The sequence below is a fragment of the Limnohabitans sp. Rim28 genome, assembly GCF_000293865.2.
Lineage (GTDB): Bacteria > Pseudomonadota > Gammaproteobacteria > Burkholderiales > Burkholderiaceae_C > Limnohabitans_A.
The window spans coordinates 173,088-194,967 of sequence record NZ_ALKN02000002.1 but is presented as its reverse complement, the minus strand read 5'-3'; the positions used below and the strand labels follow the sequence as shown (position 1 = coordinate 194,967).

Sequence of the window (21,880 nt, the reverse complement as noted above, 5' to 3'; positions counted from 1 at the left end):
GCTCTCTCAAGTTCAAGGTTGCAAGACGGACGACACCAACAACTGGGTGTAGGGGTGTTGCGGGTCGTCCAACAGCTGGTCGGTGAGCCCCGCTTCGACCACTTGGCCACCTTGCATGACCATCATGCGGTGTGCCAACAAGCGGGCCACGGCCAGGTCGTGCGTGACGATGACCACAGCCAATTGCATTTGGCGTGTGAGTTGGCGCAGCAAATCCAAAAGCCGCGCTTGCACCGACACATCCAAGCCGGATGTGGGTTCGTCCATGAACACCAAACGAGGTTGGGTGACCAGATTGCGTGCAATTTGCAGGCGCTGGCGCATGCCGCCTGAAAAGGTGCGCGGCACATCATCGATACGATCCGGGTCAATCTCTACCCGTTGCAACCATTCTTGCGCGATATGGCGTAGCTTGCCGTAATGCCGCTCGCCCAGGCCCATCAGGCGCTCACCGACATTGGCCCCGGCCGATACATCCATGCGCAAGCCATCGGCCGCGTTTTGGTGCACAAAGCCCCAGTCGGTGCGTGCCAGCAAGCGTTGTTGGGCTTCGGTCATGCGGTAAATGTCTTGTAATTGGCCGTCACGGCTTAAAAATTCAACCTGCCCGGTATCGGGGCGGCTGCGTGCGGCAATCGCATTGAGTAAGGTGGTTTTACCCGAACCTGATTCGCCGACCACGGCCATGACCTCGCCAGGCCACAAGTCGAAGCTGGCGCTGTGCAGGGCTATGCGATCGCCATAACTTTTACCCACGCCGCGCACGCGCAAAAGCGGCAATTGGGTCAGTGTGTCGTCCAGGGTATCCATATCAAATCCTGATCACAAAACTGAAGCCATGCCGCTGAAAACCCAGCGACTCGTAAAAGGCATGGGCGCGAGCGCGCTTTTGGTTGGACGACAGCACCAGCTTGTAACAACCGGCCACCTGGGCTTGCTGCTGCGCGTGCTGCATCATGTGTCGGCCAATGCCCTGGCCTTGCTGCTCGGTGCAGACCACCACGTCTTCGACGATGGCCGAGGGCGTACCTTGGTGGGCCAAGTTGTGCATGATGAGCAAGGCATAAGTACCCACCACTGCGCCATCGTTGGCACAATCGGATGCAAGCTCACAGGCCACCCACAAACGGTAGCTGGGGTATTGACGAAACTGGGCTAGCAACAATTTGGCCTCATCAAGTGTCAACACCTTGCCGTTGTCCATGGCAGGCTGGGCATACAAGGCCAGCACAGCGGGCAAATCGGCCTCGGTGGCTTCTCGTATCAGCAGGCTCATGTCGCCAACTCTCCCGTCGCTGCGAGTCTCACGTTGACTGCGTCGTCCTGACGGGTTTGGCAGTAATCCGAGTCAGAGCACACATGCATGCGAGCGCCCGAGTCGTCGATGATGACTTCATCTAAGAACGAGTCGTTGGCGCCGCACTGCGTACAAGCGGCGTTCCACTTTTGCACCTCGAACGGGTAGTCATCAAACGCCAAGCTTTCAACCGGGGTGTAAGGCGGGACTGCGTAAATGCGCTTTTCTCGGCCAGCGCCAAACAGCTGCAGCGCCGGGTTCATGTGCATTTTGGGGTTGTCGAACTTCGGAATCGGCGAGGGCGACATGATGTAACGCTGGTTCACCGTGACCGGGTAGTCGTAGGTGGTGGCGATGTGGCCATAGCGGGCGATGTCTTCGTAGAGCTTCACATGCATCAAGCCGTATTCGGCCAAGCCGTGCAAGGTGCGGGTTTCGGTCTCGCGTGGCTCCAGGCGCTGCATGGGCTCGGGCACCGGTACTTGGTACACGATGATTTGGCCCTCGGTCAAGGGCTTTTCGGGAATGCGGTGGCGCGTCTGGATCAGCGTCGCCTCATGCGTGCGGGTGGTGGTGTTCACGCCCGCTGTGCGCTCAAAAAAGCGGCGGATGTTGACCGCGTTGACGGTGTCGTCCGAGCCTTGGTCAATGACCTTGAGCACGTCTTGCGGGCCAATCACCGAAGCGGTGACCTGGATACCGCCCGTCCCCCAGCCGTAGGGTAGAGGCATCTCTCGCGAACCAAACGGCACTTGGTAACCCGGGATGGCCAAGGCCTTCAAGATGGCGCGGCGGATCATGCGTTTGGTTCGCTCGTCCAAGTACGCGAAGTTCACGTCAGGCGCGGTGCGCTGCGGCAAGGCTTCGCTCAGGTCAGCCACTGCTGGCGATTCGCTGGGGGAATTCATGGGGTTTCCTTCAGGCGGGTGTCGGCTGGGGTGGCATGAGTGGGCACAACTTGCTGCTCATGGCGCTGCGAGCGCATCTTGCGCACCAGCTCCAGCTCAGACTGAAAATCAACGTAGTGCGGCAACTTCAGGTGCTGTACAAAGCCTGAGGCCTCCAAGCTGTCGCTGTGCGAGAGAACGAATTCCTGCATTTGGGCGGGCGACTCGATGGCTTCGCCCAACTCGTCGGAACGTAAGGCACGGTCGACCAAGCTCATGGCCATGGCTTTGCGCTCGCTGTGACCGAAGGCCAGACCGTAGCCGCGGGTGAATTTTGGGGGCTCGGTCTTGCTGCCGCCAAATTGGTTGACCATCTCGCACTCTGTGATCTCGATGTCACCAATCGAGATGGCGAATCCCAGCTCTTCGGGTTCAATCTCGACCGCCACTTGGCCCAAGCGCACCTCGCCCACAAAAGGGTGGGTGTGTGAATAACCGCGCTGGGTCGAATAGGCCATGGCCAACAAAAAGCCCTCGTCACCCCGTGCCAGGTTTTGCAATCGGGTGGCGCGACCGGCCGGAAAGCGCAGCGGCTCACGCGTCAAATCGGAGGGTGCGGGGTCTCCCGCCAGTGGGTTAAATTTTTCGATCAAGCCTTCTTGGTTGAGCAAGTCCACCACACGGGGAACGGATACGGGGGCCGTGGTCGCTGTCGGCGTTGTTTGCTCAGCACCTGCTGCGCTGTCCAGTGTTTGCGCCTCGGCCAGCAAACTGAAGTCGAGCAGGCGCTGGGTGTAGTCGTAAGTTGGGCCCAAGACCTGCCCGCCGGGCAAGTCTTTGAAGGTGGCCGAGATGCGACGGTCCAGCTGCATGTGCGTGGTGTCGAGCGGGCAGGTGTTGCCCAAACGCGGCAAAGTGGCACGGTAGGCACGCAGCAAAAAGATGGCCTCGACCAAGTCGCCACTGGCTTGCTTGATGGCTAGCGCAGCCAACTCTGGGTCGTACACCGAGCCTTCGGTCATGACGCGGTCCACCGACAACTTGAGCTGCTGACAGATCTGGCTCACGGTGAGCTCGGGCTGTAAAGGATCCCCACGGCGTTGTGCGGCGAGCAACTTGTAGCTGTTGAGGATGGCGGTTTCCCCGCCTTTGACGGCAACGTACATGTCATGACTCCGAATCAATCAGGATGCGGGTGGTGCGCGGCAAGCCCGCCATTTGGGTTGCGGTGCTCAAAAACACGTCCACCCCCCTGGGGAAACTGGCGTGGTTATCGGTCCATTGCGCCGCGAAATCGCTGGGTAAGCCGAGGACGTGCACATTTCGCGCTGACGGAATACCGGGGCCTTGCAAGCGCCAGCCTCCGGCATCGCCCTGCAGGCTGTCGACTTCGAGCACGCAAGTGGCCGATTGGTCGGGGTAAGCGTCGCTGCCCAATTGCAGGCTGCTCAGCTGGGGCATGTCGTCACCTTGCGCCACCCATACAAACTGCGCAGCCGCTGCCTCGGCCACGATCTGGCAGCCAGTGTGAAAGCGCAACCAGACCGGCGCATCGCTGCTGGCCAAAGTTGGGGACAGCCACAAGGTGGTGTCGGCGTCCAGCAAACCCAATAACAAGGCCGCTGCCGCGCCATGGCCCTCACGCGGCAATGCGGTTTCAAGGGGCATGTCGAACACGCGGCCAGGATGCGACAAAGCATCGAGCGCCACACGGAACACCGTTTGGCTGCCAAAGGCCTCATGGTCAAACCCCGCCACGATGTTTTGCAAATCGGGGGCGTTGATGATGGGGGTGTTCATGCTTCTTCTCCCACGCCGTCACCATGGCCGGCTTCGCGGGCCACGGTGAGAAAGTCGACCTTGGTGGTCTGGGCACGTTCGTGGCGCAAGTACTGCTGCTTTTGCAGGTATTCACGCACCGGCTTCAACAGCTTTTCTTCCAGCGCCTCGCGGTGCGCCGGGTCTTGCAACAGGGCATCGGCCATCGCGGCCAGTTGTGCATGTCGGTGGTTGCGCCCCACCACATAGGCCACCCCCACTGGGGCTTGTGCATCTGCATCTGCCAAGCGCAAAGCACAGCGGGTCACGGTGATCTCGCCCAAATTGAACCGCTCGCCCGTGCCGCCTGCACGGCCCTGCACCATCATCAAACCGGTTTCGGGTTTGCGCAGCCATTGCGGCGATGCGCCAGTGTTTGCGGGCAATGCACCGTCCAGCAGTTTTTGCGGCGCTCGGGCCAGCAAAGCCATCCACTCGGGACGGGTGGTCGGCCGTTGCATGTGGGCATTGTCAAATGATTGAAACATCGTTGTGGCACCCTGTCGCTTGTCTAGACAACTCAAACACAGTTGTGAGCTTAGACAATCCATGTGTAGCTTTCATGACAAAACTGCATCTTTTTTGTTGACCTCTTTGGAGACTTCTTTGGCCACGTCTTTAGCGCTCAAGTCACCGCATCACGAAGAAGCGGGAGCTACGCAACCTGAGCGCGACAGTTACTGGTCGCGCATTGCACAGCAATTGGCCAATGCGATTGGGCAAGGCCACTACACGCCCGGTGAACGCTTGCCTTCTGAGCATGTTTTGGCCGAGCAGTTCGGCGTCAACCGCCACACCATTCGCCGCTCTTTGGCCCATTTGGGTCAACGCGGTTTGGTTCGCGCCACACAAGGGCGCGGCACGTTTGTCGAGGCGTTTGCGGTCGACTTGGCGCTGGGCAAGCGCACACGCTATCGGCAAAACCTGGCCCAAGCGGGTGTGCGCGGGGGCTTGCAAATCTTGCAATCGCGCACGGTGCTGGCCCTGGCCGATCAAGCCCAAGCGCTCAAGGTGGGTGTAGGCAGCCCCTTGCTGTGCCTGCAAGTGCTGGGCGAAGGCGCTGGGCAACCCCTGCATGTGAGCGAACGTTACTTTCCGTTGCCACGTTTTTCGGGACTGGCAGATGCCGTGGCCCAAAGCGGATCGATCACCGAAGCCTTTGCTCAGCATGGCGTGAACGATTACCAGCGACAAGAAAGCCGCATCAGCGCCCGCCTGCCCAGCCCCGATGTAGCGGCCCTGCTGTGCCAAGTGCACACGCGGCCAGTGCTGCTGGTCAGCAGCGTGAACGTGGACCCCGGGGGCGTGCCCATTGAATTTGCTTTGGCTTGGTTTGCAGGCGACCGCGTGACCTTGACGGTGAAAAACGATGAACTCTGAACTCCCTTTGCCCCACCGCTGCGCGGTGTATTTTGTGCCCAAGGTCTACGGCGACTGGTGGGAAGCGGGCAGCCAATGGCTTGGGCGCTGCGCGGCCAGCGGGGCGACTTATGCCTTGCCTGACATTGCTGGCGTAGCCCCGGCCCAATTGCAAACCCTGACCGCCGACCCGCGCCGCTACGGCTGGCACGCCACCCTTAAAGCACCTTTTACTTTGGCCAGCGGGCAAAGTCTGGATGCCCTGCGCAACGCCATGCAAGCGCTTTCCAAACGCTGGCCCGCATTTGACCTGGCGCCGCTGCGGGTCAGCGACCAAGGTGGTTTTTTGGCCCTGCGCCCTCAAGGTGACTTGGCCCAGCTGAACGCCACTGCTGCCGCCTGCGTGCAAGAGCTGCACCCTCTGGCCCAGCCATTGTCTGATGCCGAGTTGGCAAGACGCCGTCAAGCGCAACTGACGCCCGAACAAGACCGCTTGTTGCTGGCGTGGGGCTACCCGTGGGTGCTGGATCACTTTCAGTTTCACCTCTCCTTGAGTGGTCCCCTCGGAAAGTACTCGCCTGAGGTCAAAGCCGCCTTGTTCCTAGCCGCACAAGCGCGTTTCGAAACACTGCCAGAGTGCCGTTTTGCGCAGATCGCACTGTTCATTGAACCCCAAGCCGGTGCCGATTTTGAGTTACTGGAGACCATGGATTTGCTCGGATGAACTCACGACTTATTTATGTAATGGGCCCATCGGGTGCAGGCAAAGACAGTGTGCTTGTTTGGTTGCGCAAGCACTTGCCCAAAGATATGCCTGTGCATTGGGCCCGGCGCACAATCACACGGCCCGCAGCAGCTGGAGGCGAAGTGCATGAAGAGACCGATGAGCAAGGATTTGAAACATTGCGCAGCCAAGACGCATTTGCCCTGTCATGGCATGCCAACGGTTTGCATTACGGCATACGCCGGACAGAGTTGGCAGGCCTACAACAAGGACTCTGGGTGTTGGTCAACGGCTCACGCGGCCATTTGGCCCAAGCCTTGCAAAGTCACCCCGGCCTGCAAGTGGTGCACATCACCGCCGACCCGGCGACGCTATTGCAACGCCTGATCCAGCGCCAGCGCGAAACGCCCGAACAAATCCAACAACGGATCGTCCGTGCAAGCGCCTTTTTGGTGCCCCAGGGGGTGATTGAGATTTCTAACAACGGAACTCTAGATCAAGCGGGACAAGCTTTGTTACTGGCCCTTCAAAAAATGAAATCTTGATTCTTTCAAAAAATGCAACATACATCCTTTAACAATGGCTTCAGCCGGGTTGAAGTGAGCGGATGGGGTTACGTTAGGCGCTCGTATTCAAATGGGGCAGTCTTTGCTGCGCATGCCAGACTGAGCCGGTGATGAACGGGGCTTGTTGCAGCAGTCTTGACACACAAACGAGCGTTGGTTCAATAAGCGTACAAAGACGCCCAGTGCCCGAGATTTGTGAAGTCCACAGCGGTAGCAACTCATGGTGGACATGTTGGCGGAATCTTGGAACGGTGATCCACCACCTTTGAATTTGTATCGCAGGCCGTTATCTGCCAATATGGATTCAGGTTCCAGCTTGAGTTGTGAAACGATCGATCTTGAAGTGCTCATTGCATGATTCCTGTTGATGTGCTGTGCATGCGTTTATGCGGCTTGGCATTCTGTGTGTGTAGCAGTAGCCAGCCAAAGCGAGTCGATGTGACTGAGTTTGAGTTTGTCGAATCTTTCAATCTCCTCCCAGTATTTTCCAGAAGGCACCCAGTAACCCAGTTGCGATTCAGCCAACAGCGCAGCTTTGACGGCCTGTGTGCTGATGGGTAATTTTTTGGGTTTGTAGTCACGGTCTTGAAGCGCTTGCAGCGTGACCCTGGGGACCATCAATCGAGACTTTGGACGCTGAGATAAGTTCACAACGCTACAGCCCTGGTCTTGAGCCAATGCAAGCAATCGCAGCGACTTGGCTTCCAGACTTTGCAGCGTGACATCGGGTCTTAAGGGGTCTGCATTGCCTTGCCCATAAAAATGAGTCTGGCTGCCCGCTTGTGCTTCGTAAACCATGTCACACCCCAGGTAGGCAATGACATCGGGTTGAAGTGCACCAAGTGCCCAATAGCCTGCTGTGAAGCACATGGTTCCGCCGGCATAAACAAAGCCACCAAAGTCGTTTTGTGCAGGTACAAATTCTTTGGCGGTCACTATTCTCCTACCACCTATTTGAGTCGATGCAGGACGGTTATCTTGGGGGAAATCTTCGGGAAAGATGAGCGTATCCCATGACGCAAAAGCTTTCCAAGCATTGTTGATGACAAGGGTGTTTGTAAATAAGGACGTATCCCATTCAGAAGCTCTGACTGCGTCTGGGGCGCTTCCTACGATCAGTACTTTCTTGAGTGGAGCAGTCATGCTTTCTTTCAACTGAAGTGATCAACCCAATATCACGGATGGCTGTGACAGCGTGATGAAAGAAATTTTCGTGATCTATGTGGTTCAGTTTGAGTACATCAGTTTTGTGGTGCATCGCTGTTCAAAACTTGCCCACTGCTGTTGTGCATGATGCGACTCAAGGCTTCAACGACCTCGTAAACAGCGGTGTTGTTGATTTTTTGCACATGGAGTTGAAATAACGGTAGATCATTGAGAAGATCTTCAACTGCACAGCGCAACTCTCGAATCGAGGGTATGACTTTGCCGAGCTTGTTTTCTTGCACCCAAACTGTGTTGTAGCGTTCCTGAGGCATGGTGGCAGCGCTGCGAAATGTGATGACCGGCAAGCCCATGTGCACGGCTTCACTCAAGCTACCAGGTCCTGGTTTGCCCACAAAGTAATCACTCAACTGCATGACGTGATCCATATATTTGACATACCCCATGGCAACGTGTCTCGCCAGTGTGGTTTGTGACTCAATTCTTTTGGTCAAATCGGTGTTGTGTCCCGAAATGAATATCAACTGATGGGCAGATAGTTCTTTGGAGATTTTGAGCATTTCATTGGACCCATTACCACCAAACATGACAAGACCCGTTGGGCGATCTGTGTCAAGCCCCAATTCTTTGTAGTGCAACAGTCGATTGACTTCCTGTTTTCGATAAAAGCTAGGCCGCAAAATCATGCCTGATGTTTTGGTGATCCATTTTTGTTCGTAGCCTGAAGCCAAAGCTTGTGACGCAGCAAATTCTGTCCCGCAAATGATGTGCTGGCCCTGGCCAGGTTCTATCCAAAAGTTGGGCGGGTAGTCTGCCAAGTCTGTGATGACGGTGACATAGGGCACTTTGGGTAACGCCTCTGTCAATGCTTGGTACATGACTTTGTTGAAATTGGGAACGAGTGAGACCACCATGTCGGGTCGGGTCGCTTGCCAAAAAAGTTGTAGTTTATTTTTGAGCTTTGGCAGGCTAAGCCGAATCATGGCTTGGAAAATTTTGAGTTCTGTTGCCAGTCCTCTTGTCCAGCCTCTTTTCAGCCGGAGGTTGTACAGATCCTCAGGTGCAAAGCCCGTCAATTTTTGATAGTAGTGTTCGGGGTCAATCACATCGAAAAGGTTGATCAAGTGGACCGTCCACTCGGGATGCGAACGAGCCATCACCTCTTGGAGTGCGATCGCTGCAGAACGGTGGCCACCTCCAGCGTTGAAATAAATGAGTTGCAGGTCTCTTTTCATTTCTTGGGATCATGGGCACTGAGCGTGTCAACCGCATGACGCAGGTGTCCAGCTGCAACCAATACTAAGATTCAAGGAAGGCGCTTGGAAATTGAAAATCTCCCCCATCTTTTGTCACGCCTTGGTCGCAATAGTTTCATAAATAATGAACTCACGACATTCACAATAGGGATTTTTTTAAGAGAGCCTGAAATGCGTGCCATCAAAAAAGTTCGTTTGCTGATTGAGCAAGAACCACAAGATCAAACAGCGCAGATTTTTTCTCACCTGATCTTGTCTTTGGTTGAAGAGGTTGATTTTTCGGTCAAAGATCTTTACTTGCTGAACAGTGCGGATTTTCAATTGGCCATGGATATCTTGCAGGAGTGGCGCTTAGACCGCTACTACATGGGAAAAGCCAAAACATTTGATGTGGCCTTGCAAGCCTTGTCCTTGGTTAAGACTGTGTAATGGCCGTTGGTTGCCTTTTTTAAAGCTGAATTCACCATGAGAATCGTTTCATTCATCGGACAAAAGGGCGGCGTGGGTAAGAGCACATTGGCGCGAGTTTTGGCAGTGGCTGCTGCCCGTCAAAAGCACAAAGTGTTGATCGGTGATTTTGATTTGGAGCAATTGACTTGCGTTGAATGGAGTGCTTTGCGGATGCGTCATGGCATCGAACCTGAAATTGAGGCCCGGGCTTTTAAAAGTTTAAAGAAGTTACGCAAGACAGTTTCAGGTTATGACTTGGTGGTGGTCGACACACGTGGTTTGGCAGATGAGCTGACTGAGGATGTCAGTCAAGAAAGCGATGTGGTCTTTTTGCCAACGGGTACTTCCCTGGATGACTTGCGCCCGACTTTGGCCTTGGCCCGGCGGCTGGCCAAGACACGCTCAGTCAGCAATAAGATTGTGCTGGTATTGTCAAAAACAGGGCGCTCTCAGCGCTTGATTGAGCAGGCAGAGTCAATGATTTTTGATGCGGGATTCGACATGCTCAATGCCGTTTGGCCTGAGCGTGACGGGTTTCAGCTGGATTTGGATGCGGGACGCGCTGGCAGCGAATCGAGTAACCCGCACCTGCGACTGACGGCACTTGACATTGAGCAAGCATTTCTTAAGCTGGCCATGGGGACGTAGCCTTGGGTCAATTTTTTTCGATTTGAATTGGGTTGTCTTGTCGATGCGATGACTTCTATTTTTGTGTTTTAGTTATTTATTTGATCCAGCCATGTTGAAAATCTTGAGATTTATTTGTGGGTCTTTGGTCTGGGTGTTGACTTCAACCGCAAGCTTTGGGCAATCTGCTTTCTCCTTTGTGGCATTGGGAGATTTGCCTTATGGAGCACCAGAAAAATCGGGTCCTTCTTACAGAGCCTTGATTGACCGAATTAACCAGATAGGGCCTGCTTTTTCTGTTCATGTGGGAGACATCAAGTCGGGTTCATCACTTTGCAGTGATGAAGAGTTTGCGCAACAAAAAAAACACTTCCAGCAATTCAAAGGCGCTGTGGTTTACACACCTGGTGACAACGAATGGACAGACTGCCATCGTGTCAACAATGGAAGTTTTGACCCATTGGAGCGCTTGGACACGATTCGGCAGATGTTTTTCACGTCTGGCTTGTCCTTAGGCTCCAAGCCCATCACCGTCCTCAACCAGTCCAGTGTGCATCCTCAGCATGGCAAGTTCATTGAGAACATGCGATGGATTCACGACAAGGTGTTGTTCGTAACGCTGCACGTGGTGGGTAGCAACAACAATTTGGAGAGCCGCGATAAGGCAGCGGTTCATGAATTTTTTGAACGCGATAGCGCCAATGTGGCTTGGATTCGGGCCAGCTTTGAGCAAGCGATTCAGATGCAGGCCGATGCGATGGTTGTTTCATTTCAGGCGGATGTTTTGGAGGGAAAAACAGCTTGGGAGGATTTCCCGGGCTGGTCGGGTTTTCGTCAAAGCATCGGTGGCACCTTGTTGCCTCTAGCTCAGCGTTGGGGAAAGCCAGTGTTGGTCGTGCACGGAGACAGTCACCAATTCAAGATCGATCAACCGTTCACACTGGAGAAAAAACCTTTGCGCAATGTCACTCGCTTGATCGTGCCGGGTGCGTCCGATGTTCGAGCTGTGATGGTCAACGTCAAGAGAGGTTCTTTCTCTTTTGAGTTGATTGAGCCCTCCCGGTAATTGAAGACGCCGATCAGCGGCTTCAGCACGTACCCACTGACCGGGCTGGGCCTATGATTTCTTTGTTCGGTGATACCCTTCAGGTCGATCTTTTGAATCCATGAATGTTTCAGTATTTTTCTGGCACGATCATGTCCTTGGGCACCGGGTGGCGGATGTAATCTGGGTTACGGACGCGGCCCGGCAATTTGACTTCAGCGTGTTCAACTTCGTGGTAAGGCACTTGGTTTAAAAAGTGGTCAATGCAGTTGAGGCGTGCTTTTTTCTTGTCAACGGCTTGAACAACCCACCAAGGTGCCTCGGGAATGTGGGTCCTTTCAATCATCGTTTCTTTGGCGCGTGTGTAGTCTTCCCAGCGGCGGCGGCTTTCTAAATCCATGGGGCTGAGTTTCCATTGTTTCAGTGGATCGTGGATTCGCCCAAGAAAGCGGGCATGTTGCTCATCGTCGGTGATTGAAAACCAGTACTTGACCAATTGGATGCCGCTTCGCACCAACATTTTTTCGAATTCGGGTACTGATCGAAAAAATTCTTCGTATTCTTCGTCATTGCAAAAGCCCATGACCTTTTCAACACCTGCGCGGTTGTACCAGCTTCGGTCAAACAAAACGATCTCACCGGCTGCGGGCAGGTGTGAGATGTAACGCTGAAAGTACCATTGTGTTTTTTCACGGTCGTTGGGCGCAGGCAGCGCGGCTACTCGGCAAACCCGTGGGTTCAGTCGTTGCGTGATGCGTTTGATGACGCCGCCTTTACCTGCCGCGTCGCGGCCTTCAAACAAGACGACCATCCGGTGGCCGGTTTTGACCACCCAGTCTTGCAGAATGACCAATTCGGATTGCAGGCGCAGTAACTCTCGGAAGTAGCGAATCCGATCGCCCACCTGGGCGTCGTTGGCGGCTTGGTCAGCCCCCCATCTGTCGTCCAGTTCGAGTTCTAATTCCTCGTCCATGCTGTCGAGCAAATCCTCTCGCAGTTGACGCATTTGGACTTCATTGATGGCATCGGATGTAGACATGGCGATCCCTTATGTTCTTGATCACTAATGTCCTTTCTGATTGTGACCCTTTGATGACTTTTAGACGTTTGGCTGCAAGTAAGGGCTTGCCTGTCAGATGTGGCTTTCTGGGTTTTTGGTCGCGCGCCATAACAGGGCGGTAAACATCAGAGATACAGTGGCCAGCGCCAAGCTGCTGCTGATCCAGAAGGCATCAACCGCTGGACGGGCCGTCCAACTGAACCAACCATCCAGGGCGCTGCTGTCGTAGGCCCAAAGGTACCCGCCATAAAGACCGAAACCCCATAAGAATGCGGCGTAGATCAGCAAGGGCGCAATGGTGATGCGGTAGCAGCGCAACAAGTAGGCGCACACCGCTTGCAACGCATCGGCCAGGTGGTACAGGGCCACCCAGCCCAGCCAAACCACGGCGGCTTTTGCCACCAAGGGGTCGTTGGTAAAGGCTTGGGCAATGCTGTCGCGGAACAGCAGCAAAAGAGATGCGCAGCAGACCGCCGCGCCAATGGCCAGGCCAATGCCCATACCGGCCGCTTGGCGTGCACGGCGTGCATCGCCCGCGCCCAACCAATACCCCGTTCTCGCACTGCTGGCGATGCCCAAAGCCAGGGGCACCATGTAGAGCACGGCCGCCAAACTGGCTGCAATTTGGTGGCTGGCCGAGGCGACCGAGCCCAAACGGGCGATGAACAAGGCCATCAAAGTAAACGATGTGACTTCCACCATGATGCAAAGGCCCGCCGGGATGCCCATGCGCAAAAAATGTCGAATGACAGGCCATTGCACTTTTTCTGGCCATCGCCACAGCTGATAGGGGCGGTAAATGTCTTGGGTTTTCAGCAGCCAAAGGCCGGTCAACATCATCAGGGTGTTGACCGCCAAGGTGGCCCAGGCGCAACCCACCACACCCATGCCTGCCTGATCGCCCATGCCAAATGTCAAGACCACGGACAGCGGGATCTTGACCAGCAATGCACCGGCTTGTAACCAGGTCACCAAACGGGGATAGCCCAAACTTTGGTTCAGGGTGCTGTACATGCGAAACAGCAAAGACGGCACCAAGGCGACCGCCAAGACGCGCAAATACGAGCGGACATCGGGCCACAGTTCAGGGGGCACTTGGGTCCACGACAGCCATGGATCTGGAAACAACAAGCCGGCCATGCCTAAAGCGGCAGCACCCGAGGCGATGTACAGGGCTTGACGCACGGAGCGGCCAATGTCGAGGGGTCGGTTGGCGCCGTGCAATTCGGCCCAGACCGGCAGCAAGGCTTGCAACATGCCGTTGAGCGCGACATAAATGCTGATGTAAATGGACGATGCCAGGGACAGCACCGCCAGTGCATGGGGGCTGTAGCGGCCCGCGATGATGGTGTCCGCGACGCCAAAGGACATGACGGCCAGTTGGCCCACCAGCACGGTGCCTGCGTGACGGCTGATGGTTCGCAGTTCAGACATGGCTTATTGGTTAACCGATGCCGTTGCGCTGGGAACCTGACTCAACTTGTCGGGGTGTGGTCGAAAAATCAACAAGCTTTCACTGCGGTCGCCGAGCCTTTTTGCTTTGGCGGCTTGGACCCACCCCCATGCTTTGAGTTTGTCCTCCAGCAGGGGCAAGTTGCGTTCGTCGATCACCAGCCATGGGCAGTCACTGCCGGCTGCTTGGGCCGCTTGGAGGCGGACTTGTGCGTGAAATAAAAGTGCAGCGCCTTGTGCTTGCGTGATGCCTGCATATTGCAAGCAAGGGGAAGTTCCCGTGACCATTTGTACTTTTTGGACCATGGTGACGTAACTGCGCGCAAAGTTAAGCAGGGGCAGCCACAGGCTCATGAGCAGAAGCCAGCACAGCACGGCGCCTGCTGCTGGCAAGACCATGCTTTTCCAGATGGCTGCACGGTGGTGGCCGATGCGCCACTTCACCAGCCAAGCCCAGGCCAGCGTGGCCAGCAAAGCCAAACCAAACGTGAGGACGGAAAACTCCGGTAAAAAACCAGGCGCCAGTTTGACAACGTTGGCAGCGGGTTTGGCTGGAAATCCAGTTTGCATGGCGATCCAAACCACCCAAATGGTCAATGCGCAAAAACTGAAAAACAAGAGTGTGAACCAGTCAATCAGCGCACCCAAGCTGCGCCTCAACGTAGGCAAAGCGAAAGCAGCCAAAGCGGCAATTCCTGGCAGCGCCAGTAAAAGGGCCCTGTCGGACATGCCGGTCAACCAAGTGGCAGCGACTGTGACCACGATGAACCACAAGGGCAAAGCCAAATGCGGGAAGCGCCAGCCACGCGACAGCTGGAGTCGCCAGCGCCACAAAGACCACGCGGCCAAGGGCCAAGCGGGCCATGTGAACCACACCAACAGTTTGGCCAGCACATCCAGGTCCAACAAGGTGTGTGGCACAACACGCCACCGCCAAAGATCGAGGTAGCCCGCGGTGGTGATGCACAGCAGACACAGCAAAGCCAACAAGCCCAGATCGAGCATGCGAAGCCGCGCCTGCGTGGGGTCGCTTTGTCCGAGGGCTTTCAATACGGAGCCGCCAATGCCCAGCCACAGGGCAACGCTGGGCGCGCCAGAAAGCGTGAGGCCAAGCATGCCGACACCCATGGCAATGCCACTGTGTAAACGCCAACGGGGCAGGGTCGACAAACCCACAAAAATGAGGGAGGCAAAGCACAGCTGACTCAGTGCAGGGGTGGCCTCATGGGCCAATCTGGCCAAGCCGAGGCAGGCCAACAAGGCCAGCAAACCGCCATCGGCCAAGGCGCGGGCGTAATCCGCTGGTTTCGCCTCACCGCCAAACGCAAAGGCCACAGGTTGGGCTGCAGGGTGTCGTGCCAAGGCATACACGGCATACCATGTCGCAGCCAAGGTCAGCGCCAACATGGCGATGAAAGGCATGCGCGCAAAGGCGTCTTCCCAACCGGCGGGGGCGCCAAACATGAAGACAGCACCCAGCCAATAAGGCAAAAGGGCCAATTGAGGGTCGTGCTGGCCCATCAAGCTGGGGCGGAACCAATTGGCGATTTCGCCAGCCGCTGGTTGCGCCAGTTGGAGCATGTAGCCCAGCGCCTCTAAGTCTTGTGATTTCCAAGGCTCGCGTCCCCAAAAGCCAGACAGCACGTAAGCCGCACACAGCAGCAACAAAGCCAGACGTGGCAGTCGCCGTACAGCACTTTGGGCAACGATGGCAGGGGTGGTTTGGTTCACGGACAAGGCTGAAGTCGGGTGGGTGATGGCTGGATCAGTGGAGCATATTTTAAAAACCATGCATCCTGTTTTGGACAGCATGCGGCAAGCCGCCATGCAAAAAGGGCAGGCCGGTTGCCCGGGCTGCCCTTTTGGGGAACACCAATGCGCGAATTACTTGGCGATGGTGGTGGTCTTGCCGAAACGGTTGCGGAATTTCTCCACGCGGCCGCCCATGTTGTCGACCGACTTTTGCGTGCCGGTGTAGAAGGGGTGCGACTCACTGGTCGTGTCCAACTTGTACCAAGGCAGCTCGCGGCCATCTTCCATTTTGATCATCTCTTTGGTGTTGGCGCATGAACGTGTCACGAACTTGAAGCCATTGGACATGTCTTGGAAGCAAACTTCACGGTAATTAGGGTGAATGCCGTCTTTCATGGGGAAATCCTTTTATTTGCGCTACGGTAGCCACTCTTCAGCCTATCTGAGAGCACTTTCCGCAAAACCGTAGATTATAGGGTATCAGCCGCCGCGTCGCATCATGTCGAAGAACTCGGAGTTGTTCTTGGTGGCCTTCATGCTCTTCAAGACCATTTCCATCGCTTCGATTTCGTCCATGTTGTACATGAATTGACGCAAGATGCGGGTCTTTTGCAGCACTTCAGGCTGCAACAGCAACTCTTCGCGACGTGTGCCACTGCGGTTGAGGTTGATGGCTGGGAACACGCGTTTTTCGTACAGACGGCGCTCGAGGTGGATTTCGCAGTTGCCCGTGCCTTTGAATTCTTCAAAGATCACCTCGTCCATGCGGCTGCCGGTGTCCACCAACGCCGTGGCGATGATGGTCAGGCTGCCGCCTTCCTCCACATTGCGGGCTGCGCCAAAGAAGCGCTTGGGGCGCTGCAGCGCGTTGGCATCCACACCGCCCGAGAGCACTTTGCCCGATGAAGGCACCACGTTGTTGTAGGCGCGGGCCAAGCGGGTGATCGAGTCCAGCAGGATGACCACGTCTTTTTTCAACTCGACCAAGCGTTTGGCGCGTTCGATCACCATCTCAGCCACGTGGACGTGGCGCGAAGCGGGTTCGTCAAAGGTGGAGGAGATGACTTCGCCGCGCACGCTGCGTTGCATCTCGGTCACTTCTTCAGGGCGCTCGTCCACCAACAGCACCATCAGGTGCACATCGGGGTAGTTGGCGGTGATGGCGTGCGCGATTTGCTGCATCATCACCGTTTTGCCCGACTTGGGCTGCGCGACGATCAGGGCGCGCTGGCCACGGCCGAGGGGTGCAATGATGTCGATCACGCGGGCGGTGATGTTTTCTTCACCCTTGATGTCACGCTCCAGACGCATCTGCTCTTTGGGGAACAAAGGCGTCAAGTTCTCGAACATGACCTTGTGTTTGTTGTTCTCTGGCAAGTCGCCATTGACTTGGTCCAGCTTGGTCAGGGCAAAGTAACGCTCGCCGTCTTTGGGGATGCGCACTTCGCCTTCGATCATGTCGCCCGTGTGCAGATTGAAGCGGCGCACCTGGCTGGGGCTGATGTAGATGTCGTCCGTAGAAGCGGTGTAGCTGGAGTCGGGGCTGCGCAAAAAGCCGAAACCGTCCGGCAAGATTTCCAGCACGCCGTCGGCAAAGACCTGCTCGCCCGCTTTGGCGCGTTTTTTGATGATGGCAAACATCAGCTCCTGTTTGCGCATCCGACCTGTGTTCTCAATTTCGAGCGTGTCAGCTTGCTTCAGGAGTTCGGACACATGGAGTGCCTTGAGTTCGTTCAAATGCATGGGAATGGGCCTGTGGCGAATCGGTTCGTTGTGAACCGTTTTAGAAGATAACCGGGTGGAATGTTCTGAACCGGATGCCGCCCGGGGTTGGGGGCTTGTGCTTCCGGCAGTCTTGGCGCTGTCCCGTGTTCGGGTTGCCTGCTGGAAATTATGACAGGTTTTCGTGCGGCCCTGAAAAGAAAAAACCGGGCCATCAAGGCCCGGTTGCGCGGGGTCCGTCAGGTCAAGCCGGACGGTTTGAACGCATCAAGCCAGTTGTTGGTCGATGAATGCGGTCAATTGGGACTTGCTCATGGCGCCCACTTTGGTGGCAGCGAGCTGACCACCTTTGAAGATCATGAGTGTAGGAATGCCACGAATGCCGAATTTGGCGGGGATGTCGCGGTTGTCGTCCACATTCATTTTGGTGATTTGCAGTTTGCCTTCGTAGGCCGTGGCCACTTCGTCCAGGATGGGGGCGATCATTTTGCAAGGCCCGCACCATTCGGCCCAGAAATCAACGACCACGGGTTGGCCGGACTGGAGCACGTCGGCTTCGAAAGTGGCGTCGGTAATGTGTTTGATCAGATCGCTGGCCATGGCCTTTTCCTTATGAACAATGTAGTTGCGGCTAAAGTTGATCTATTTTGACAGAAAGCTGCTGCGTTCGTTCCTTTGAATGTGGTGGACAAGTTGCACACCCATGACTCTTTTAAGTTTGACCCCCGATGATGTGGGGGCCCCCTTGCTGCAGGTGGATGTGGCCATTGTGGGAGGTGGACCCGCAGGACTGATGGCCGCCGAGGTCTTGTCTCAGGCAGGGGTTTCGGTGCACCTGTTTGATGCCATGCCTTCGGTGGGGCGCAAATTTTTGTTGGCCGGTAAGGGCGGATTGAACCTGACGCATTCAGAGCCAATCGATCTGTTTCGGACGCGTTTTGGTCAACGCCAATCGCAAGTGGGCACTTGGTTAGACGACATGGATGCGCAGGCAATTCGGGATTGGTCTGAATCTTTGGGTGTCCAGACTTTTGTGGGCACCTCTGGCCGTGTATTTCCCCAAGAGATGAAAGCGGCGCCCCTGCTCAGGGCTTGGCTACAACGCCTGCGGCACCCGGCAGCAGGGGTGCCCGTGCAATTTCACATGCGGCATCGCTGGCGAGGTTGGGCAGGTCAACAATTGGTGTTTGAACCCACTGGCCCAACAGGCTTTCAACGCGTTCAAGCCCAAGCCACTTTGTTGGCTTTGGGGGGCGCCAGTTGGCCGCATTTGGGCTCCGATGGTGCTTGGGTCCCGGTTTTGGCTGAACAAGGGGTGGCCGTGGTGCCCTTGCAAGCGGCCAATTGTGGTTTCGATGTGCTGGGCCGAGAGGGCATGGGTTGGACTGATTTTTTCAGAACCAAGTTTTCGGGCCACCCTGTGAAATCTGTGGTTTTGCGGGTGGATGCGGGTTCCGATCAAGCCCTGGATGCACCGCCCAGGTTTTCAAGGCAAGGCGAGTTTGTCGTCACCGACACGGGTGTGGAGGGCAGCCTGATATACGCTGCGGGCGCACATTTGCGCGAAGACTTGAACCGAGGCGCAGCCCATCTGGTGCTGGATTTACTCCCCCACAAAACCCCCGAGCAAGTCTTGTCCGGGGTTTGCTGGCCGCGAGGCAGCAGGAGCCTGTCCAGCCATTTGAAGAGTCGCCTGGGGATCGACGGCGTCAAGGTGGGTTTGGTGCATGAGCTGTGTTCTGCAGAACAGTTGGCCGATCCACATGCGTTGGCCTTGTTGCTGAAAAGTTTAAAGCTGCCTTTGAAACAAGCGCGTCCCATAGCGGAGGCGATCAGCACGGCGGGAGGGGTCGCTTTGGAAGCTTTGACCCCTGAATTGATGGTCTTCAGCCGCCCGGGCGTTTACTGCGCAGGGGAAATGTTGGATTGGGAAGCCCCGACGGGGGGCTACTTGTTGACGGCCAGTTTGGCCAGTGGATGGCGGGCGGGTCAAAGTATTTTGACAAATTTGTAACAATTTCACACATGTCGTGTCATCGAACGCCTGAACTGCTGCGTTGAGGATGGGTCAAACATTCAATCCAACCCAAGAGGTCGACATGACGCCAGAAGCCAGCCAAGAATACCAGCGTGCCATCGAAGAGGCCGCCAACGCATTCATGAAAGTCATGACGCTGCGTGGATTTTCCGTCAGGGATTACCCGCAAAATTTCGTGGCCCAAATGGCCAATACCACCCGTTTGGCTTTCGAAACCGACCGGCACGGCCCTCACGCCCGAGCAGATGTGTTGGTGGCTGACATGTTGACCAGCGCTGTTCGCACAGCCGCTCCCCGCATCGGCGTCAACAACGACAAAAAGCGCTCTTTCGCCACTTTGGGGCGTCGTTTGGCTTGATGGGATTAAGGAAAACCCTTGCACGGCCAGAGCGTGCGGAGGGTTGGGTCGTTACACAAGGAAGGCCTGGGCGCAGGTCTTGAACGACAAAAAAGGTGACGAGCCTTGACCCCGGCACTGGATTCACAGTTAGGGCTGCTTGGTTCCCCACCTGACCCGGTTGGCCGCTTCACCATGCGGGAAGGCCCGTCGGGTTCAATTGTAGGCGAGCTTGGGCTTGCACCAACGCCAAAGTCTGTATTTCTCTCGGGCTGTTCTCTCTTTCTTTGAGCCGAGTCATGGCTCGCCATGGGGTGCAAAGAGATCCAGATCCATTCAGCCGGGCCGGCTTGCGGAGCCCGATAGAATCAAGCCCCATGTCTTACCTCGTTCTTGCGCGCAAATACCGCCCCCGCAATTTCACCGAAATGGTGGGGCAAGAACACGTGGTTCAAGCGTTGACCAATGCCCTCGTGCAGCAACGCCTGCACCATGCCTATTTATTCACCGGCACCCGGGGGGTGGGCAAAACCACCGTGTCGCGCATTTTGGCCAAGTCGCTCAACTGCCAGGGCGTGGACGGGCAGGGGGGCATTACCGCCGAGCCGTGTGGTGTGTGCCAAGCTTGCCGCGACATTGATTCCGGGCGCTTTGTGGACTACACCGAACTCGATGCGGCCTCTAACCGTGGCGTGGACGAGGTGCAAAGTTTGCTAGAGCAGGCGGTGTACAAGCCTGTGCAAGGGCGCTTCAAGGTCTTCATGATTGACGAGGTGCACATGTTGACCAACACCGCGTTCAACGCGATGTTGAAGACCCTCGAAGAACCCCCTGAGTATTTGAAGTTCGTGCTCGCCACGACCGACCCGCAAAAAGTGCCCGTGACGGTGCTTTCGCGTTGCTTGCAGTTCAATCTGCGCCCCATGGCTCCCGAGACGGTGTTTGAACACCTGACCCAGGTACTGGCCGCAGAGCAGCTGAGCGCCGAGCCTTTGGCCTTGCGCCTGTTGGCCCGCGCTGCGCGCGGTTCCATGCGCGACGCCCTGAGCCTGACCGACCAAGCCATTGCTTTTGGCAATGGCCAATTGCAAGAGGCCGGCGTACGCCAGATGCTGGGCAGCGTGGACCGCAGCCATGTCATGCACATGATCCGCGCCTTGACCGAGGGCGACGGTGCAGCCGTGGTGAACCAGATCAACGCCTTGCGCCTGCAAGGCGTGTCGGCTGCCGCCACGCTCGAAGACATGGCCATGCTGCTGCAGCGCATGGCCGTGATGCAGATGGTCCCCAGCATGGCGCAAGACGGTGACGATCCTGACACCCAGGGATTGGCCGATTTGGCACAAGCCATGCCCGCCGAAGAAACCCAATTGCTCTACAGCCTGTGTCTGCACGGACGCACAGAGCTGGGTTTGGCCCCAGACGAATACGCGGCGCTGACCATGGTGCTGTTGCGCTTGTTGGCTTTCAAGCCCCAAGCGGGATTGGCGGAAAAAAAAAGCCCGCTGACCAGCCCTCGGGCCACCCCTGAGCCCACCCGACCCGCAGCGCCAGTCACAGCCCCACCCCGTGAGGTGACGCCCCCGAAGGCGGCACCGGCGGTCACGCCGCTGGTGTCATCGCCCGCAGTGGAGCCTGTCATCAGCCGGGCCCATGCCGTGCCGGTTGTGCCCACTGCGTCAGAGCCGACCCTGTCCGAGACGCCCCCATGGGAGGATTGGCCCGACACCACCGACCATGCCGATGCCGGGGCCATCCACCCGCCTGTCCAGCATGAGCCTGTGCAAGAGGTGCCCCATGCAGCGCCCGCTTTGCGGTCTTTGCCCGTGCGTGAGGTCATGCCTTCTGTGCGCGCCGATGTGCCTACGTTGGCTGTACCCGCGGCTGTGCAGACCACGCCAGAAGGCGATGTTTGGTTTGAAGTGGTGCAAGGCCTCATGGACCAAGACGCCATCACGGCCTTGGTGCGCGAATTGGCCCTGCAGTCCCAACTTTTGGGTCGCGATGCAGGTCATTGGCAGCTCCGCGTGGAGCGCGAGACCCTGAACCACGCCGCCAGCCGCGAGCGTTTGCAAACGGCTTTGCAAGCTGCCGGCCATGGCCATGTCCAGCTCGGCGTCGAAATTGGCGCCGTGACCGACAGCCCTGCCCGGCGTCTGGCCGTCCAAGCCGCGGAGCAAATGCTGGCGGCCAAGGCGCTGATTGAAAGCGACCCACTGGTGCAGGCCATGGTGCGTGACTTCGGGGCCAAAATCGTGCCCGGCAGCATCCAAGTCATTTGATTTTTACTCCATCCCCGACACCCACTTTGACCGAAGGAAACCCC

Annotated in this window: 23 protein-coding genes and 1 other RNA gene; 9 read left to right on the top strand and 15 right to left on the bottom strand. The window is 56.6% G+C overall.

From position 1 onward, the window contains the following. Positions 1-12: 12 nt before the first annotated feature. The 6 genes from phnK to phnG are packed head-to-tail and all read right to left on the bottom strand — an operon-like array spanning position 13 to position 4,490. Positions 13-810: a phosphonate C-P lyase system protein PhnK gene (gene phnK, locus B472_RS03480; RefSeq protein WP_019425362.1), complete on the bottom strand. Its 798-nt coding sequence runs from the start codon at positions 808-810 to the stop codon at positions 13-15. 1 nt (position 811) lies between these two features. After that, on the bottom strand, positions 812-1,276 hold the full coding sequence (locus B472_RS03475) for a GNAT family N-acetyltransferase (RefSeq protein WP_019425361.1): 465 nt from the start codon (positions 1,274-1,276) through the stop codon (positions 812-814). Then, on the bottom strand, positions 1,273-2,205 hold the full coding sequence (locus B472_RS03470; protein WP_019425360.1) for an alpha-D-ribose 1-methylphosphonate 5-phosphate C-P-lyase PhnJ: 933 nt from the start codon (positions 2,203-2,205) through the stop codon (positions 1,273-1,275). Before B472_RS03470 ends, B472_RS03475 begins: the two co-directional genes overlap by 4 nt. Next, complete coding sequence (locus B472_RS03465) at positions 2,202-3,350, bottom strand: carbon-phosphorus lyase complex subunit PhnI (RefSeq protein ID WP_019425359.1); 1,149 nt, start codon at positions 3,348-3,350, stop codon at positions 2,202-2,204. Before B472_RS03465 ends, B472_RS03470 begins: the two co-directional genes overlap by 4 nt. A gap of 1 nt (position 3,351) precedes the next feature. Next, positions 3,352-3,984 (bottom strand): phosphonate C-P lyase system protein PhnH, encoded by a 633-nt coding sequence (gene phnH, locus B472_RS03460; RefSeq protein ID WP_019425358.1) that lies wholly within the window; start codon positions 3,982-3,984, stop codon positions 3,352-3,354. Beyond that, positions 3,981-4,490 (bottom strand): phosphonate C-P lyase system protein PhnG, encoded by a 510-nt coding sequence (gene phnG, locus B472_RS03455; protein ID WP_019425357.1) that lies wholly within the window; start codon positions 4,488-4,490, stop codon positions 3,981-3,983. The genes phnH and phnG overlap by 4 nt, the downstream gene beginning before the upstream one ends. A 118-nt stretch (positions 4,491-4,608) precedes the next feature. Here phnG and phnF point away from each other — a divergent pair, with 118 nt between their 5' ends. Genes phnF through phnN form a run of 3 tightly spaced genes read left to right on the top strand, consistent with a single transcriptional unit; the run spans position 4,609 to position 6,630 of the window. After that, complete coding sequence (phnF, locus tag B472_RS03450) at positions 4,609-5,382, top strand: phosphonate metabolism transcriptional regulator PhnF (protein WP_238147374.1); 774 nt, start codon at positions 4,609-4,611, stop codon at positions 5,380-5,382. Next, positions 5,372-6,085 (top strand): DUF1045 domain-containing protein, encoded by a 714-nt coding sequence (locus tag B472_RS03445; RefSeq protein WP_019425355.1) that lies wholly within the window; start codon positions 5,372-5,374, stop codon positions 6,083-6,085. The genes phnF and B472_RS03445 overlap by 11 nt, the downstream gene beginning before the upstream one ends. After that, positions 6,082-6,630: a phosphonate metabolism protein/1,5-bisphosphokinase (PRPP-forming) PhnN gene (phnN, locus tag B472_RS03440; RefSeq protein WP_040505708.1), complete on the top strand. Its 549-nt coding sequence runs from the start codon at positions 6,082-6,084 to the stop codon at positions 6,628-6,630. Before B472_RS03445 ends, phnN begins: the two co-directional genes overlap by 4 nt. Before the next feature lie 405 nt (positions 6,631-7,035). Here the strand turns inward: phnN and B472_RS03435 are convergent, their stop codons facing one another. Both B472_RS03435 and B472_RS03430 read right to left on the bottom strand, forming a co-directional pair. Further along, entirely contained in the window at positions 7,036-7,794 is a 759-nt protein-coding gene (locus B472_RS03435; protein WP_026039201.1) for a hypothetical protein, read from the bottom strand. Positions 7,795-7,892: 98 nt separating this feature from the next. After that, on the bottom strand, positions 7,893-9,050 hold the full coding sequence (locus tag B472_RS03430) for a glycosyltransferase (protein WP_019425352.1): 1,158 nt from the start codon (positions 9,048-9,050) through the stop codon (positions 7,893-7,895). 84 nt (positions 9,051-9,134) lie between these two features. Between B472_RS03430 and B472_RS03425 the strand changes: the two genes are divergently transcribed. The 3 genes from B472_RS03425 to B472_RS03415 all read left to right on the top strand — a co-directional run bounded on the left by B472_RS03425 (position 9,135) and on the right by B472_RS03415 (position 11,214). Then, entirely contained in the window at positions 9,135-9,500 is a 366-nt protein-coding gene (locus B472_RS03425; RefSeq protein ID WP_238147373.1) for a hypothetical protein, read from the top strand. Positions 9,501-9,506: 6 nt separating this feature from the next. Further along, positions 9,507-10,169: a ParA family protein gene (locus B472_RS03420; protein WP_019425350.1), complete on the top strand. Its 663-nt coding sequence runs from the start codon at positions 9,507-9,509 to the stop codon at positions 10,167-10,169. A gap of 91 nt (positions 10,170-10,260) precedes the next feature. Continuing rightward, entirely contained in the window at positions 10,261-11,214 is a 954-nt protein-coding gene (locus tag B472_RS03415) for a metallophosphoesterase (RefSeq protein WP_019425349.1), read from the top strand. Between the two features lie 109 nt (positions 11,215-11,323). Here the strand turns inward: B472_RS03415 and ppk2 are convergent, their stop codons facing one another. The 6 genes from ppk2 to trxA form a co-directional block, all read right to left on the bottom strand. Next, entirely contained in the window at positions 11,324-12,232 is a 909-nt protein-coding gene (ppk2, locus tag B472_RS03410) for a polyphosphate kinase 2 (RefSeq protein WP_019425348.1), read from the bottom strand. Positions 12,233-12,325: 93 nt separating this feature from the next. Continuing rightward, on the bottom strand, positions 12,326-13,687 hold the full coding sequence (locus B472_RS03405) for an MATE family efflux transporter (protein WP_019425347.1): 1,362 nt from the start codon (positions 13,685-13,687) through the stop codon (positions 12,326-12,328). Between the two features lie 3 nt (positions 13,688-13,690). After that, a complete protein-coding gene (locus tag B472_RS03400) occupies positions 13,691-15,532 on the bottom strand; it encodes a hypothetical protein (RefSeq protein ID WP_019425346.1) in 1,842 nt (613 codons plus the stop codon). 57 nt (positions 15,533-15,589) lie between these two features. After that, on the bottom strand, positions 15,590-15,853 hold the full coding sequence (locus B472_RS03395; RefSeq protein WP_019425345.1) for a type B 50S ribosomal protein L31: 264 nt from the start codon (positions 15,851-15,853) through the stop codon (positions 15,590-15,592). A gap of 84 nt (positions 15,854-15,937) precedes the next feature. Further along, a complete protein-coding gene (gene rho, locus B472_RS03390) occupies positions 15,938-17,200 on the bottom strand; it encodes a transcription termination factor Rho (protein WP_019425344.1) in 1,263 nt (420 codons plus the stop codon). Positions 17,201-17,446: 246 nt separating this feature from the next. Next, positions 17,447-17,779 carry a thioredoxin TrxA gene (gene trxA, locus B472_RS03385; protein ID WP_019425343.1) on the bottom strand — a complete coding sequence of 111 codons (333 nt, stop codon included), beginning with the start codon at positions 17,777-17,779 and terminating at the stop codon, positions 17,447-17,449. Positions 17,780-17,882: 103 nt separating this feature from the next. On the opposite strand from trxA, the gene B472_RS03380 reads away from it, so the two are divergent. After that, positions 17,883-19,193 carry a TIGR03862 family flavoprotein gene (locus tag B472_RS03380; protein ID WP_050995401.1) on the top strand — a complete coding sequence of 437 codons (1,311 nt, stop codon included), beginning with the start codon at positions 17,883-17,885 and terminating at the stop codon, positions 19,191-19,193. Between the two features lie 85 nt (positions 19,194-19,278). After that, the gene (locus B472_RS03375) at positions 19,279-19,575 is read left to right on the top strand and encodes a hypothetical protein (protein WP_192877846.1); all 297 of its coding nucleotides are present in this window, start codon (positions 19,279-19,281) and stop codon (positions 19,573-19,575) included. A gap of 94 nt (positions 19,576-19,669) precedes the next feature. Here the strand turns inward: B472_RS03375 and ffs are convergent. After that, positions 19,670-19,766, bottom strand: an RNA gene (gene ffs, locus B472_RS03370) — signal recognition particle sRNA small type. A 165-nt stretch (positions 19,767-19,931) separates the two neighbouring features. Between ffs and dnaX the strand changes: the two genes are divergently transcribed. Continuing rightward, a complete protein-coding gene (gene dnaX / locus B472_RS03365; RefSeq protein WP_019425340.1) occupies positions 19,932-21,836 on the top strand; it encodes a DNA polymerase III subunit gamma/tau in 1,905 nt (634 codons plus the stop codon). The last annotated feature ends 44 nt before the right edge of the window (positions 21,837-21,880 follow it).

Bases quoted from the DNA above. Each gene is read 5' to 3' on its own strand.
- phnK (WP_019425362.1), bottom strand. From the start codon at position 810: ATGGATACCCTGGACGACACACTGACCCAATTGCCGCTTTTGCGCGTG.
- B472_RS03475 (WP_019425361.1), bottom strand. From the start codon at position 1,276: ATGAGCCTGCTGATACGAGAAGCCACCGAGGCCGATTTGCCCGCTGTG.
- B472_RS03470 (WP_019425360.1), bottom strand. From the start codon at position 2,205: ATGAATTCCCCCAGCGAATCGCCAGCAGTGGCTGACCTGAGCGAAGCC.
- B472_RS03465 (WP_019425359.1), bottom strand. From the start codon at position 3,350: ATGTACGTTGCCGTCAAAGGCGGGGAAACCGCCATCCTCAACAGCTAC.
- phnH (WP_019425358.1), bottom strand. From the start codon at position 3,984: ATGAACACCCCCATCATCAACGCCCCCGATTTGCAAAACATCGTGGCG.
- phnG (WP_019425357.1), bottom strand. From the start codon at position 4,490: ATGTTTCAATCATTTGACAATGCCCACATGCAACGGCCGACCACCCGT.
- B472_RS03445 (WP_019425355.1), top strand. From the start codon at position 5,372: ATGAACTCTGAACTCCCTTTGCCCCACCGCTGCGCGGTGTATTTTGTG.
- phnN (WP_040505708.1), top strand. From the start codon at position 6,082: ATGAACTCACGACTTATTTATGTAATGGGCCCATCGGGTGCAGGCAAA.
- B472_RS03435 (WP_026039201.1), bottom strand. From the start codon at position 7,794: ATGACTGCTCCACTCAAGAAAGTACTGATCGTAGGAAGCGCCCCAGAC.
- B472_RS03430 (WP_019425352.1), bottom strand. From the start codon at position 9,050: ATGAAAAGAGACCTGCAACTCATTTATTTCAACGCTGGAGGTGGCCAC.
- B472_RS03415 (WP_019425349.1), top strand. From the start codon at position 10,261: ATGTTGAAAATCTTGAGATTTATTTGTGGGTCTTTGGTCTGGGTGTTG.
- ppk2 (WP_019425348.1), bottom strand. From the start codon at position 12,232: ATGTCTACATCCGATGCCATCAATGAAGTCCAAATGCGTCAACTGCGA.
- B472_RS03405 (WP_019425347.1), bottom strand. From the start codon at position 13,687: ATGTCTGAACTGCGAACCATCAGCCGTCACGCAGGCACCGTGCTGGTG.
- B472_RS03400 (WP_019425346.1), bottom strand. From the start codon at position 15,532: ATGGCGGCTTGCCGCATGCTGTCCAAAACAGGATGCATGGTTTTTAAA.
- B472_RS03395 (WP_019425345.1), bottom strand. From the start codon at position 15,853: ATGAAAGACGGCATTCACCCTAATTACCGTGAAGTTTGCTTCCAAGAC.
- rho (WP_019425344.1), bottom strand. From the start codon at position 17,200: ATGCATTTGAACGAACTCAAGGCACTCCATGTGTCCGAACTCCTGAAG.
- trxA (WP_019425343.1), bottom strand. From the start codon at position 17,779: ATGGCCAGCGATCTGATCAAACACATTACCGACGCCACTTTCGAAGCC.
- B472_RS03380 (WP_050995401.1), top strand. From the start codon at position 17,883: ATGACTCTTTTAAGTTTGACCCCCGATGATGTGGGGGCCCCCTTGCTG.
- B472_RS03375 (WP_192877846.1), top strand. From the start codon at position 19,279: ATGACGCCAGAAGCCAGCCAAGAATACCAGCGTGCCATCGAAGAGGCC.
- dnaX (WP_019425340.1), top strand. From the start codon at position 19,932: ATGTCTTACCTCGTTCTTGCGCGCAAATACCGCCCCCGCAATTTCACC.